The organism is Micromonospora sp. NPDC007271, assembly GCF_040634005.1.
Lineage (GTDB): Bacteria > Actinomycetota > Actinomycetes > Mycobacteriales > Micromonosporaceae > Micromonospora.
On sequence record NZ_JBEYER010000026.1, the window covers coordinates 11,151 to 24,367 of the forward strand.

Annotated in this window: 11 protein-coding genes; 4 read left to right on the forward strand and 7 right to left on the reverse strand. The window is 72.5% G+C overall.

All coding sequences use genetic code 11. The features are described from left to right. The first annotated feature begins 81 nt into the window (after positions 1-81). Positions 82-2,049 carry a carboxypeptidase regulatory-like domain-containing protein gene (locus ABZ570_RS12140; RefSeq protein ID WP_358060972.1) on the forward strand — a complete coding sequence of 656 codons (1,968 nt, stop codon included), beginning with the start codon at positions 82-84 and terminating at the stop codon, positions 2,047-2,049. Positions 2,050-2,448: 399 nt separating this feature from the next. Here the strand turns inward: ABZ570_RS12140 and ABZ570_RS12145 are convergent, their stop codons facing one another. The 4 genes from ABZ570_RS12145 to purS all read right to left on the reverse strand — a co-directional run bounded on the left by ABZ570_RS12145 (position 2,449) and on the right by purS (position 6,916). Continuing rightward, complete coding sequence (locus ABZ570_RS12145) at positions 2,449-3,198, reverse strand: 2-phosphosulfolactate phosphatase (RefSeq protein WP_358061133.1); 750 nt, start codon at positions 3,196-3,198, stop codon at positions 2,449-2,451. 10 nt (positions 3,199-3,208) lie between these two features. Further along, positions 3,209-5,905, reverse strand: coding sequence for a phosphoribosylformylglycinamidine synthase subunit PurL (gene purL / locus ABZ570_RS12150; protein WP_358060975.1), 2,697 nt, complete (start codon positions 5,903-5,905; stop codon positions 3,209-3,211). 67 nt (positions 5,906-5,972) lie between these two features. Then, positions 5,973-6,656, reverse strand: a complete 684-nt coding sequence (purQ, locus tag ABZ570_RS12155) for a phosphoribosylformylglycinamidine synthase subunit PurQ (RefSeq protein WP_358060978.1) — start codon at positions 6,654-6,656, stop codon at positions 5,973-5,975. Continuing rightward, positions 6,653-6,916: a phosphoribosylformylglycinamidine synthase subunit PurS gene (gene purS / locus ABZ570_RS12160; RefSeq protein ID WP_358060981.1), complete on the reverse strand. Its 264-nt coding sequence runs from the start codon at positions 6,914-6,916 to the stop codon at positions 6,653-6,655. Before purS ends, purQ begins: the two co-directional genes overlap by 4 nt. Before the next feature lie 365 nt (positions 6,917-7,281). On the opposite strand from purS, the gene ABZ570_RS12165 reads away from it, so the two are divergent. Both ABZ570_RS12165 and ABZ570_RS12170 read left to right on the forward strand, forming a co-directional pair. Further along, positions 7,282-7,962, forward strand: a complete 681-nt coding sequence (locus tag ABZ570_RS12165) for a DUF1986 domain-containing protein (RefSeq protein ID WP_358060984.1) — start codon at positions 7,282-7,284, stop codon at positions 7,960-7,962. 63 nt (positions 7,963-8,025) lie between these two features. Continuing rightward, a complete protein-coding gene (locus ABZ570_RS12170) occupies positions 8,026-8,592 on the forward strand; it encodes a YbjQ family protein (protein ID WP_358060987.1) in 567 nt (188 codons plus the stop codon). A 111-nt stretch (positions 8,593-8,703) separates the two neighbouring features. On the opposite strand, the gene purB is transcribed toward ABZ570_RS12170, so the two are convergent. Continuing rightward, positions 8,704-10,128 (reverse strand): adenylosuccinate lyase, encoded by a 1,425-nt coding sequence (purB, locus tag ABZ570_RS12175; protein WP_358060990.1) that lies wholly within the window; start codon positions 10,126-10,128, stop codon positions 8,704-8,706. A gap of 51 nt (positions 10,129-10,179) precedes the next feature. Then, positions 10,180-10,794, reverse strand: a complete 615-nt coding sequence (locus tag ABZ570_RS12180; RefSeq protein WP_358060993.1) for a hypothetical protein — start codon at positions 10,792-10,794, stop codon at positions 10,180-10,182. A 137-nt stretch (positions 10,795-10,931) separates the two neighbouring features. Between ABZ570_RS12180 and ABZ570_RS12185 the strand changes: the two genes are divergently transcribed. Then, positions 10,932-11,672, forward strand: a complete 741-nt coding sequence (locus ABZ570_RS12185) for a 3-oxoacyl-ACP reductase family protein (protein ID WP_358060996.1) — start codon at positions 10,932-10,934, stop codon at positions 11,670-11,672. Between the two features lie 230 nt (positions 11,673-11,902). Here ABZ570_RS12185 and ABZ570_RS12190 read toward each other — a convergent pair whose 3' ends face one another. Further along, a complete protein-coding gene (locus ABZ570_RS12190) occupies positions 11,903-13,195 on the reverse strand; it encodes an acetyl-CoA C-acetyltransferase (protein WP_358060999.1) in 1,293 nt (430 codons plus the stop codon). Positions 13,196-13,217 lie beyond the last annotated feature (22 nt).

Sequence of the window (13,217 nt, forward strand, 5' to 3'; positions counted from 1 at the left end):
ACGGCGTATTCGTACCGTGAGTGATCATTCCTCGGCCCGGCGCCGGCCGGACGGGGAGGTCAGACCCGGAAGGCGGTGGACGTGTCAACACACCGACGTGCCTGGAAGCGACGGGCGGGTGTGGTCGTGGCGCTGGTCGTCGGCGCCCTGCTCACCGTCCCCGCCACACCTGCCCTCGCGGCTCCGCCTGGCGTCTCTGACGTCTCCGCCTCGCCCAGCACGGTTGAAGCAGGCAAAACCACGAAGATCAGCTACACCCTCACCTTCGATGACACTGACCAGGCGGCCGACATCAGCCTGTCTTCGAGCAACCCGAAGTTGACCTGTATCGACAAGTGCAACCGGGGCAGGGTCACCGCGAGTGGCACCTACGACGCCGTCTTCAAGCTCGCGGACGACGCAGCGAACGGTTCTGCTCAGATCACGGTCACGGCCACCGAGGCAACCGGGCCCCTGAAGCAGAGGCAGGAAGGCTCAACGACCGTCACGCTGGTTGCCAAGGCGCCGGAAACGCAGACGGTCAAGTCGGTCTCCGGCAAGGTGGTCGTCGCGTCCACCAACGAGCCGGTCTCGGGCGCCCTGGTCATGCTCCGGGACAGCCAGAACCGGACGTACGAGGCCAAGAGCGACAGCAGTGGCAACTTCCGCTTCGCCGGCTCAAAGTCGAACCCGATCGCGCCCGGCCCGATCGATCTTGGTGCCAGCAAGGACGGCACGCCGGGCACCGTGTCGTTCAACGCCGCGGCCGGCGAGAGCGTGACCGGCAAGCGGATCAGCCTCCGGCTCCAGGCCTCGGCGAGTCCGAGCGCCACGCCGTCGGCCAGCGAGGAGCCGCTGCCGACCGAGGAGGCCACCGAGGCGGCCACCGAGGAGGCGGCCACCGAGGCGGCCCCCGCCGCCCAGCAGCCCACCGGCAACCAGGATTCGGGCGGCTTCGGCAACGGGCTGCTGATCCTGCTCGGCGGCCTCTTCGTCGCCGTGGGCGTGGGCACCATCGTGCTGCTCTACATGCGGCGCAAGAACGAGGGCGACGACGTCGACGGGGACGACGGGTCCGGCCCGGGTGGGGCCGCGGCGGCGGGCGCGGTGCCGGTCGCCCGAGGCGGTTACCGGGGCGTGGACGACCAGACCCGGGTGGTGAACGGCATGGGTGCCGGGGCCGCGCCGACGATGGTCGGTGGTACCTCGCTCAGCGACGCGCCGACCATGATGCACCGCCCGGTCGTGGACGACGTCCCGCCGGACCCGTACGGCGCGCCGCCCGGCCCCGCGTACGGCGGCGCACAGGGCGGCTACGGCTACGGCGACGAGGCACCCGGCCCGGGCGGCGGCTACGGCGCCGGCTACGGCAACGCGCCCTCCTCCGGCGCCGGCTACGGCAACACCCCCTCCTCCGGCGCCGGCTACGGCAACGCGCCCTCCTCGGGCGGCGGCTACGACAACCGGGACTACGGCGCGGCGGGCGCCGGCGGCTACCCGCCCGCTCAGGGCGGTGGCTACGGCAACGACCGCTACGACGAGCCCACCGGTCGCTACACCGGTGACAGCACCCAGTACGCGCCGCCGGCCGACCCGTACCCCACCAGCACCTACCAGCCGGACGAGGGCCGGGGCTACGACCAGCCGGCGGGCCAGGACCAGTACGGCCGCGGCCCGGAGCAGGGCGGCGGCTACGGTGCGGGCGGTGGCTACGGTGCGGGCGGCGGCTACGGCGCCCCCGCCGGCGGTTACGACAACGGGCCGTCGGGTGGCTACGACAGCCGCCAGCAGGGCTACGACGGCGGCCAGCAGCGGGGCTACGACGGCTACGGACAGCCCCAGCAGGGCGGCTATGGCGGTGGCGACGGCTACGGCCAGCCCCAGCAGGGCGGCTACGGCCAGCAGGGCGGTTACGGCCAGGAGCAGCCGCCTCAGCAGCGCACCGGTGGCTACGACAACCAGGGCTACGACCAGGGCGGCTACTACGGTGACCCGGCCCAGGCCGGTCGGGGGCGACCCGACGGCCCGCCGGAACGCGGTGGCCGCCGCCTCGACTGGCTGGACGACTGATCGCCGGGGCTACCCGCCCCGACCAATATCGACGGTGGCCGTCCGGATGATCCGGGCGGCCACCTCGCATCGTCGACCCGGCGGCCCGCTCCGGTCAGGACGTCGGCCCGTCGATCCAGCAGGGACAACGGGGCCGTGCCTCGCGATCCAGGCTCCTGGCCCCCTCCACCGCGACCGCCACGGCAGACGACCCCTGTCGAACCCGCTACAGACCTGATGGCGTAAACGATTCAAGGGGCTCGGGCCGAATCGGCTCGGGCGTGGCCAGCCCCAGTCGATGATCACGTGAGTCGTCGACGCCATCAGGTCGATAGCCACCGACAGGCGAAGCATCGGCCCGCTCGACCGGTGGCGGAGCCGGGGGTGGCGGCAGCGGCGAACCGGGCGGGCACAGCCGGGTCAGGCGGCGGCGAAGTAGCCCTGGCGCAGCACCGGCACCACGTCGGAGACGCCCACCTGGACGGCTACCTCCACGTCCTGCGCGAAGCCACTCTCAGCGAGTTCCCGGCCGGAGACGCAGCCCCGCACCGCCGCCGGCACGTCGGGCGTGCTGGCCAGGGCGGCCAGCGCCATCGCCGCCTCCACCGAGAGCCCACCGGGCACGCCGGACAGGGCGTCCAGCACGCTGGCGGCGCCAAGCTGGTCTTCCACGCAGGGGCGCAGTGAGCCGTCCGGCCAGCGTTCGCCGGCGGCCACCACGCCCACCGGGGCGTCGGTCGAGCCGTACCCCTCCGCGCGCAGCCAGCGCCCGACGGCCGGCGCGTTGCGCAGGCACGCCGCGACCAGCGGCACGCCGGTGGCGCTCGCGGCAGCGCTGATCGCCGAGCCGTTCGGGGACGGCAGGACCAGGTCGGGGACGACCGGCGCGGTCCGCAACGCCGCCGGCGAGAGCGACCACGGGTGTTCCGGGGTCATCTGCCGGCGGCCCACCGCGGCCACGGCACCGACCCGGCGGGCGTAGTCGGCCGCCTGCTCCCCCCAGGGGAACGGGTGCACCCGCATGCCCCGGCCGACCGCCACCTCGACGGTGGTGGTGAACGAGAGCACGTCCACCACCACCAGGGCGGCACAGACCCGGCCAAGTTCCGCCGCCCCGGTCAGCCCCCAGTCGAACCGGGCGCCGGAACCGGGCTGGGCGAAGACCGCCAAGGCCAGGGCCTCAGCGCTGATCCGGTGCGGGGGCCTGATCCGGGTCACCGGAAGCCGTCGCGGAGCCCGTCGACCCGGCCTCGGCCGGGTCGGGGGCCGCCTCCACCGGACCGTCCGCACCCTCCGCCGGGCCGTCCACGACCTCTGCCGGACCGTCCACGACCTTCGCCGGGTCGGCCACCGGCTCCGCCGGGTCGGTCGCGGCCTCCGCCGGGTCGCCGTCAGCCAGGTCGGCCTCGACGTCCACCGGCTGCTCCGCGGTGGCCGGGACGCCCAGCGGGACCGCCTCCGGGCCGCCGAAGAGGCGCGGCAGGGTCGCGGTGTGCGCGGCACGCAGCTCGTCGAGACCGATCCGGAACTGGCCGCGCACCTCCAGGGCACCGCCGGCCGGGTCGGTGACCCCGATGAACTCCCACGGCACCCCGTGCTCGGCGCAGAGGGCGGTGAACGCCTTCTCGTGGCCGCGTGGCACCGACACCAGCGCGCGACCGGCGGACTCGCTGAACAGGAAGACGAACGGCATCGACCCGTCGGCGAACTGCTCCGGCACCGCCACCCGGGCGCCGACGCCACGCCGCAGGCAGGACTCGACCAGGCTCTGGGCGAGGCCGCCCTCGGAGAGGTCGTGCGCGGAGCTGAGGTGCCCCACCCGGGCGGCGGCCGCCATCAGCTCGGCGAGCTGCCGCTCGCGGGCCAGATCCACCTGCGGCGGGATGCCGCCCAGGTGCTCGTGGGTCACCCAGGCCCACTCCGAGCCGGAGAGCTCGACGTGCGTCTCGCCGAGCAGGAAGAGCTGGTCGTGGTCGCCACCCGCGCGGGGCAGGAAGCCCATCGGCACCCGGTCGGCGACGTTGTCCAGCACGCCCAGCACACCGACCACCGGGGTCGGGTGGATGGCCGCCGCGCCGGTCTGGTTGTAGAAGCTGACGTTGCCGCCGGTCACCGGGATGCCCAGCTCGAGACAGCCGTCCGCCAGGCCGCGGACGGCCTCGGCGAACTGCCACATCACGCCCGGATCCTCTGGAGAGCCGAAGTTGAGGCAGTCGGTGACGGCGATCGGCTTCGCGCCGGTCACCGCCACGTTCCGGTACGCCTCGGCCAGGGCGAGCTTCGCCCCCTGGTACGGGTCGAGGCGCGCGTACCGGCCGTTGCCGTCGACGGAGAGGGCGACGCCCAGGCCGGTCCGCTCGTCGATCCGGACCACGCCGGAGTCCTCCGGCTGGGCGAGCACGGTGTTGCCCAGCACGTACCGGTCGTACTGCTCGGTGACCCAGGTCTTGTCGGCCAGGTTCGGCGACGCGATCATGCGCAGCACGGTCTCCCGGAGCGCCTCCGGGGTGCTCGGCCGGGGCAGCGTCTCCGCCCGGTCGGCCTGCAGCAGGATCAGGTCGGCCGGCTCGCGCATCGGGCGGGCGTAGACCGGGCCGTCGTCGACCAGCGAGCCCGGCGGCACGTCCACCACGAGCTGGTCGCGCCAGGTGATGACCAACCGGCCCGGCTGCCCGTCGGCGTCCGGCGGGGTCACCTCGCCGATGGCGGTGGCCCAGACGCCCCACTTCTCGGCGATCTTGAGCACCGCCTCCAGCTTCTCGGGGGCGACGACCAGCAGCATCCGCTCCTGCGACTCGCTGGCCAGGATCTCGTGCGGCTCCATCGAGGGCTCGCGCAGCGGCACCCGCTCCAGCCAGACCCGCATGCCGGTGCCGGCCGCCGCGGCGGTCTCGGTGAGCGCGCAGGTCAGGCCGGCACCGCCGAGGTCCTGGATGCCGACGACCAGCTCGGCGTCGTACAGCTCCAGGCACGCCTCGATGAGCAGCTTCTCCATGAACGGGTCACCGACCTGCACGGAGGGGCGGCGCTGCTGGCTCTCGTCGTCGAAGGTGGCGCTGGCCAGCACCGACACGCCGCCGATGCCGTCCCGGCCGGTCTTGGCGCCCATCAGCACCACGACGTTGCCGGGGCCGGCGGCCTCCTTCTTCTGCAGCCGGTCGACCGGCAGCACGCCGAGGCAGAGCGCGTTGACCAGGGGGTTGCCCTGGTAGCAGGGGTCGAAGACCACCTCGCCACCGATGTTCGGCAGGCCGAGGCAGTTGCCGTAGCCGCCGATGCCGGCGACCACGCCGGGCAGCACCCGGGCGGTGTCCGGGTGGTCGGCCGCACCGAACCGCAGCGGGTCCATCACCGCCACCGGGCGGGCGCCCATGGCGAGGATGTCCCGGACGATGCCGCCGACACCGGTGGCCGCGCCCTGGTACGGCTCGACGAAGCTCGGGTGGTTGTGCGACTCGACCTTGAAGGTCACGGCCAGGTCGTCGGAGACCCGCACCACACCGGCGTTCTCGCCGATGCCGGCGAGCATCCGGTCGCTCTGCGGCGCCTTCTCCGCGAACTGGCGCAGGTGCACCTTGCTCGACTTGTAGGAGCAGTGCTCGCTCCACATGATCGAGTACATGGCCAGCTCGGCCTGGGTGGGCCGGCGGCCCAGGATGTGCCGGATCCGGTCGTACTCGTCGTCGCGGAGGCCGAGCTCCGCGTACGGCTGGAGTTCGTCCGGCGTGCCGGCGGCCCGGGGCACGGTGTCCACGCCCGGGGCCCAGCCGTCGACCGGGCCGGCCTGCGGCAGCACGGCGGCCGTACGCTGCCCTGCGGAGTCGGCCGGGAAGTCGGCCGGCGTCTCCCGCAGGGCCGGGTCCGGATGGGTGGTCATGACCTCTCCTCGCTGCGCTCGCCGCCGTAGGGGCGGGGGAGCCTACCGATGATCCCGCCGCGCACGGTCACGCCGGGGCCCCCACCAGGTGCTTGAGCACCGAGGTGAAGAAGCCGAGACCGTCGAGGGAGGGGCCGGTGAGCGCCTCCACCGCGTGCTCGGGATGCGGCATGATGCCGACCACGTTGCCGGCCTCGTTGGTGATCGCGGCGATGTCGCGCTGCGATCCGTTCGGGTTGCCGCCGACGTAGCGGGCGACGACCCGGCCCTCGGCCTCCAGCCGGTCCAGGGTCGCCGGGTCGGCGACGTAGCAGCCCTCGCCGTTCTTGACCGGGATCAACACCTCCTGGCCCGACTGGAACGCGTTGGTCCAGGCGGTGCCGACGGCCTCGATGCGGAGGACCTGATCCCGGTTACGGAAGTGCAGGTGCTGGTTACGGGTGAGCGCGCCGGGCAGCAGGTGGGCCTCGCAGAGGATCTGGAAGCCGTTGCAGATGCCGAGCACCGGCAGGCCGCCCCGGGCCGCGTCCACGATCGTCTCCATCACCGGGGCGAACCGGGCGATGGCGCCGCAGCGCAGGTAGTCACCGTAGGAGAAGCCGCCGGGCAGGACGACCGCGTCCACCCCGTGCAGCGCCGGGTCGCCGTGCCACAACCGGACCGGCTCGGCGCCGGAGATCCGGACGGCTCGGGCCGCGTCCCCGTCGTCGAGCGAGCCGGGGAAGGTCACCACACCGACCCGGGCGGTCACCGGTGCGCGTCCACGGTCTCGTCGGTCTCGGCCAGGCGGACGGTGAAGTCCTCGATGACCGGGTTGGCGAGCAGCTTGTCGGCGATCTCCCGGGCCCGGTCCAGGTCCGGTTCACCGGTGAACTCGATCTCGATCCGCCTGCCGATCCGGACCGAGGCGACGTCGCTGACGCCGAGCCGGGGCAGCGCGTTTGCGACGGCCTGGCCCTGCGGATCGAGGATCTCGGGCTTGAGCATGACGTCGACGACGACGCGAGGCACTGGGCACTCCTGACTGTGTACGCAGTTGGGTGCCGACCCACAACGGGCGAGCGCAGCCAGCCTACCTGGCAGATTCCGCCTCGGCCGAACCGGCCGGGGGCAGTTCGGACACGGACCGACATTGCTGGCGGGGTGCGGGAACGCGGGATGTCCCGGCTGTGCCGAAACGTGCCGGAGCAGGGAGTTCGCCGCGCCCGAGGACGCCAAATCGTTACATCGAGTAGTCTCGATCAGACCCTTGCCACGACCACGGATGACCCCTACTCTACATCGACGAAGCTCGATGCTTGGCCGGCGGGTGACCCGCGACCCCCACCGGCTCGATCGACCCGGCGATCCCGGGTCCGTGAGGCAAGGAGTCCCCGATGCGTATCCGTTCCCTGCTCGCCGTGCTCGGCACCGCCCTCGTGGGCGTCATGGGTGCCGCCAGCGGCGCCGTCGCCGCCCCCGTCAGCCCGTACATCATCGGCGGCGGCACCGTCTCGTCGGCGCCCTGGGCCGCCGCGGTCTTCAGCAACGGCTCGTTCACCTGCTCCGGCAGCGTGATCGCCTCGTCGTGGGTGCTCACCGCCCGGCACTGCATCAGCGGCAGCATGTCCGTCCGGGTCGGCAGCGTCTACTACGCCTCGGGCGGCACCACCCGCACCGTCAGCGCCACCTACACCCGCTACGACCTCGCGCTGATGCAGCTCTCCAGCCCGGTGAGCACGTCCGCCGTCTCGCTGGCCAGCAGCAACCCGCCGGTCGGCTCGACCAACTCGATCTACGGCTGGGGCATGACCTGCTACAGCGGCTGCTCCCCGTCGAGCCAGCTGAAGACCGCCACCGTCCAGGTGACCAGCAACAGCGCCACCGACGCGTACGGCGGGCCGGCCATCCGCAGCAGCCGGATCAACGGCAACGCGTGGAAGGGCGACTCGGGTGGCCCCCAGTTCTACAACGGGGTCCAGGTCGGGGTCGCGTCGACCGCCGACGGCCAGAGCATCCAGAACTACGCCAGCGTGGCGTCCAGCCGGTCCTGGATCACCTCGGTGGCCGGTGTCTGACCGTCCGGCCCCTCGACACCCCTTCTGGGTCGTGTCGGCCGATTGACACCGTCCGCGGCGCGGATGGTCGGCTCAGCGCCGGCCGTCCGCGCCGACCCGTTTCGCAGCATCCGATCAGGTGACCACGGCAGACGTTCGGGTAGCCGTCCGACTGACAGCATCGGAATCGTGCTGGTCGTGACGACGGATCAACTGCCCGGCTACGAGATCCGCCAGATCCTCGGCGAAGTGGTGTCCTCGATGGCGAGGACGCGCAACCCGTACCGCGAGGGCGTCAAGAACCTCCGCGGTGGCGCGTACGACCCGATGGCACCGGACAACCTAACCCGCTGGCGTACGGACTCGGTGGCGCGACTGGGCGAGGAGGCCCAGCGGCTCGGCGCGAACGCGGTGATCGGCATGCGCTTCGACAGCCGGGACTGCGGCGAGATGTGGATGGAGATCTGCGCGTACGGCACGGCGGTGATCGTCGTACCCAAGACGCCGGAGGTCATGCCCCCCGACCAGCCCCTCGTCGCGGCCGACACGGCACACGAGCCGGAGATCGCGTCCGCCCCCGGCGGCGTCGCCGAACCGCCCAGCGCCCCCGACCTCAGCTCCGCCGCCGAGACCCCCACCCGCGACTCCTGACCCTCGGCCGAGCCCGCCCGCCGCCCCACGGCGTTGATCAAGGGGTTTGCGTCCACGAAGAGATCAACTCGGACGCAAACCCCTTGATCAACCAGACGTCGGAGGCCGGGGTCAGAGGATGGGGGGTGGGGAGTAGGCCGCCGCGTGGGGGTGGACTTCTACGATCTTGGCGATCCGGGCCGTCACCCGGTCGACCTGGGCGCCGGCCGCGCCCACGAAGGCGTTGCGGTCGGCGACCAGTGCGTCGATCTCGGCGCGGCTCAGGCCGAGGCGACCGTCCGCGGCGAGGCGGTCGAACAGGTCGTTCTCGGCGGCGCCCTTCTCCCGCATGGCCAGCGCCACCGCGACCGCGTGCTCCTTGATCACCTCATGCGCGACCTCCCGGCCGACGCCCCGCCGGACCGCCGCGACCAGGATCTTGGTGGTCGCCAGGAACGGAAGGAAGCGCTCCAGCTCCCGGTTGATCACCGCCGGGTACGGGCCGAACTCGTCGAGCACGGTGAGGAAGGTCTGGAACAGTCCGTCGGCGGCGAAGAACGCGTCCGGCAGGGCCACCCGGCGCACCACCGAGCAGGAGACGTCCCCCTCGTTCCACTGGTCGCCGGCCAGCTCCCCGACCATCGACAGGTAGCCGCGGATGATCACGGCGAAGCCGTTCACCCGCTCGGACGAGCGGGTGTTCATCTTGTGCGGCATCGCGCTCGAGCCCACCTGGCCGGGCTTGAAGCCCTCGGTGACCAGTTCCTGGCCGACCATCAGCCGGATCGTGGTGGCCAGCGACGACGGCGCGGCGGCGACCTGGGCCAGCGCGGAGAGCACCGCCAGGTCGATCGAGCGCGGGTAGACCTGGCCGACGCTGTCCAGCACCCGACTGAACCCGAGGTGCTCGGCCACCCGGCGCTCCAGCTCGGCCACCTTCTCGGCGTCGCCGTCGAAGAGGTCGAGCTGGTCGGCGGCGGTGCCCACCGGGCCCTTGATGCCGCGCAGCGGATACCAGTCGATCAGGTCGGCCAGCCGCTCGTACGCGATGAGCAGCTCCTCCGCGGCCGAGGCGAACCGCTTGCCCAGCGTGGTGGCCTGCGCCGCGACGTTGTGCGACCGGCCGGTCATCACCAGGCCGGAGTACTCGTGGGCGTGCCAGGCGAGCCGGGCCAGGGTGGCGACCACCCGGTCCCGGATCAGCTCCAGCGATCGGCGGACCTGAAGCTGCTCGACGTTCTCGGTGAGATCCCGGGAGGTCATCCCCTTGTGCACGTGCTCGTGCCCGGCGAGCGCGCTGAACTCCTCGATCCGGGCCTTCACGTCGTGCCGGGTGACCCGCTCCCGCGCCGCGATCGAGTCCAGGTCGACGGCGTCGACCACCCGCTCGTACGCCTCGACCACCCCGTCCGGCACCGGGACGCCGAGGTCCCGCTGGGCCTTCAGCACGGCGAGCCAGAGCCGCCGCTCCATCCGTACCTTCTCCTCCGGCGACCAGAGGGCGACCAGCTCGGGCGAGGCGTACCGGTGGGCGAGCACGTTCGGGATCGTCGTCACGTACCTCATTCTTTCGTACTGGTCCGGGCCCCATCGGCATGGGTCGCCGGGCTACCCCACCTGCTTGATCTCGTGCACCGTGGCGGTCACCACGACGGTCTTCTTCTGGCTGCCCTGGGCATTGGTGACCGTCAGCAGGTAGGTGTGCCGCTGGACGTCACCCTCGGCCCCGGAGCAGGGGAAGTTCAGCTCCTTGCTGCCGGCGGGCGGGAGGTTGCCCTCGTACACGCCCGGGCCGTCGACGGAGAGGGCGACGGAGTCGATATTGCTGGCCTTCCACTCCAGGACGACCGGCCTTCCCTCGATCGGGTTGCGGTTGGTCCCTGACGGGCAGGACGGCTTCTGGGCCACCCGGAAGAAGGCGATGTCGGGTCCGGCCGCCTTCGAGGAGTTCGTCGCCGGCTTGCTGCCGGACTGCCCACCGTTGCTGCCGGTGCCGCCGCCGGTCGACCCGCCGCCGCTCGTCGTCGCGTCGGTGACGGGCGCGGCGGACTCGGCCGTCGTCGCGTCGGTGACCGGCGCGGTGGACTGGGCCGTCGTCGCGTCGCCGGCGGCCCCGGTGGCGCTGGACTCGGTGGCCTTCTCACCGCTGGGGCCGCAGCCGGCGACCGCCAGCGCGGCGGCCAGGGCGACGACGGTGGTACGGAGCACAGCTTGACCGGACATGACCACTCCCTCATGGGTGCCGCCGTCGATGACGTCCGGGCGGACTGGCGTTCACGGTAAGGATGGTCGGCAAGCGGCGCCCCCGGTACCGGATAGGGTGACCATCCTCCTGACTCGACCGACAGGATTGGGGAAGCGTGTCCACACTCACCGGCAAGGTCGCCCTGGTCACCGGCGGGAGCCGCGGTATCGGTGCCGCGGTCGTACGCCGCCTGGCCGCAGACGGAGCCCACGTCGCCTTCACCTACCGTGAGGCGGAGGACAGCGCCAAGGCCGTGGTCACCGACATCGAGTCCTACGGCCGCACCGGCCTGGCCATCCGGGCCGACAGCGCCGACGGTACGGCGGTGGCCGACGCGGTCGAGCAGACCGTCACGGAACTGGGACGCCTGGACATCCTGGTCAACAACGCCGGCGTCTTCTCGGCCGGCCCGATCGACAAGGTCAGCCTCGACGACCTCGACCTGGCCATCGCCGTGCACGTACGCGGGGCGTTCCTGGCGACCCAGGCGGCGGTACGCCACATGGGCGACGGCGGACGGATCGTCAACATCGGCAGCAGCTTCGCCAGCCGCGTCCCGGACCCGGGAGTCAGCGTCTACGCCATGACCAAGAGCGCGGTCAACGGCCTGACCAGGGCCCTCGCCCGGGAACTCGGCCCGCGCGGGATCACCGTCAACCTGATCCTGCCCGGTTCCACCGACACCGACATGAACCCGTCGGACGGCGCCACCTCCGACAAGCAGCGGTCGCACATCGCCCTCGGCCGGTACGGGACGCCGGCCGACGTGGCGGCGACGGTCAGCCACCTGGTGGGCGAGGGTGGCCGACAGATCACCGGCGCGTCGATCGCGATCGACGGCGGCACTACCGCGTGACGGGGCCGGGCCAGGCCATCACTCTGGTTGCCTGACCTCCGCTTGGTTGCCTGGCCCCCGCCCCGCCGTTCGACCCGGCTCCGCCGCTGGTCGGGCGGCTGGCGGGGCCCGGGGGCCGGCGCGGCGACGTGGCTGTCCACGTCTCGGTGACTATCGACCTGATGTCGTAAACGACTCGCTGCCTGTCCACAGCAGTCGCCCCGGCCGGCGCCACCGACCGCGCAGCGTGCTCAGCGCTCCAGGATCGCCGTCACACCCTGGCCGCCCGCCGCACAGATGGAGATGAGTCCGCGTCCGCTCCCCTTCTCGGCGAGCAGCTTGGCCAGAGTGGCCACGATCCGGCCGCCGGTGGCCGCGAACGGGTGCCCGGCGGCCAGCGAGGAACCGTTGACGTTGAGCTTGTCCCGGTCGATCGAGCCGAGCGGCCCGTCCAGGCCCAGCCGTTCCTTGCAGAACTCAGGCGACTCCCAGGCGGCCAGGGTGGCCAGCACCTGCGCGGCGAACGCCTCGTGGATCTCGTAGAAGTCGAAGTCCTGCAGGGTCAGGCCGGCCCGGGCCAGCATCCGGGGGACCGCGTACGCGGGGGCCATCAGCAGACCCTCGTCGCCGTGGACGAAGTCGACCGCGGCGGTCTCCGACCAGGAGAACCAGGCCAGCACCGGCAACTGGTGCTCGCGCGCCCACTCCTCGGAGGCCAGCAGCACGGTCGAGGCGCCGTCGGTGAGCGGGGACGAGTTGCCCGCGGTCATGGTGGCCTGCTCGGCGTCCGGACCCTTCGTGCCGAAGACCGGCTTCAGCGAGCGGAGCTTCTCCAGGCTGGTGTCCGGGCGGAGATTCTGGTCCCGGGTCAGCCCGAGGTAGGGGGTCATCAGGTCGTCGAAGAACCCCTTCTCGTACGCGGCGGCGAGCCGCTGGTGCGAGCGGAGCGCCAGCTCGTCCTGGGCCTGCCGGTCGATGTGCCAGCGCAGCGCCGTCCGCGCCGCGTGCTCCCCCATGGACAGCCCGGTACGCGGCTCCGCGTTGCGCGGGATCTCCGGCTTGAACGGCTGGTGCGGGCGGAGCTTGGCGGCGATCTTCAGCCGCTCGCCGAGGGTCCGGGCGGAGTTGAGCTGGAGCAGGGTCCGGCGCAGGTCCTCGTTGAGGGCCAGCGGCGCGTCCGAGGTGGTGTCCACCCCGCCGGCGATGCCCACCTCGAGCTGCCCGAGCGCGATCTTGTTGGCGACCAGGATGGCGGCTTCCAGCCCGGTGCCGCAGGCCTGCTGGATGTCGTACGCCGGGGTGTGCGGGTCGAGCTTCGAGCCGAGCACCACCTCGCGGCTGAGGTTGAAGTCCCGGGAGTGCTTGAGCACCGCCCCGGCGACCACCTCGCCGATCCGCTGCCCGGCCAGGCCGAACCGGGCGACCAGGCCGTCCAGCGCCGCGCCCAGCAGGTCGGCGTTGGACGCCTGCGCGTAGCGCGAGTTGGACCGGGCGAAGGGGATGCGGTTGCCGCCGATGACCGCGACCCGCCGGACACTCTGCACGATCGGCCTCCTCGAAGCTGTT

Bases quoted from the DNA above. Each gene is read 5' to 3' on its own strand.
- ABZ570_RS12165 (WP_358060984.1), top strand. From the start codon at position 7,282: ATGCGTATCCGTTCCCTGCTCGCCGTGCTCGGCACCGCCCTCGTGGGC.
- purL (WP_358060975.1), bottom strand. From the start codon at position 5,905: ATGACCACCCATCCGGACCCGGCCCTGCGGGAGACGCCGGCCGACTTC.
- ABZ570_RS12170 (WP_358060987.1), top strand. From the start codon at position 8,026: ATGGTCGGCTCAGCGCCGGCCGTCCGCGCCGACCCGTTTCGCAGCATC.
- ABZ570_RS12180 (WP_358060993.1), bottom strand. From the start codon at position 10,794: ATGTCCGGTCAAGCTGTGCTCCGTACCACCGTCGTCGCCCTGGCCGCC.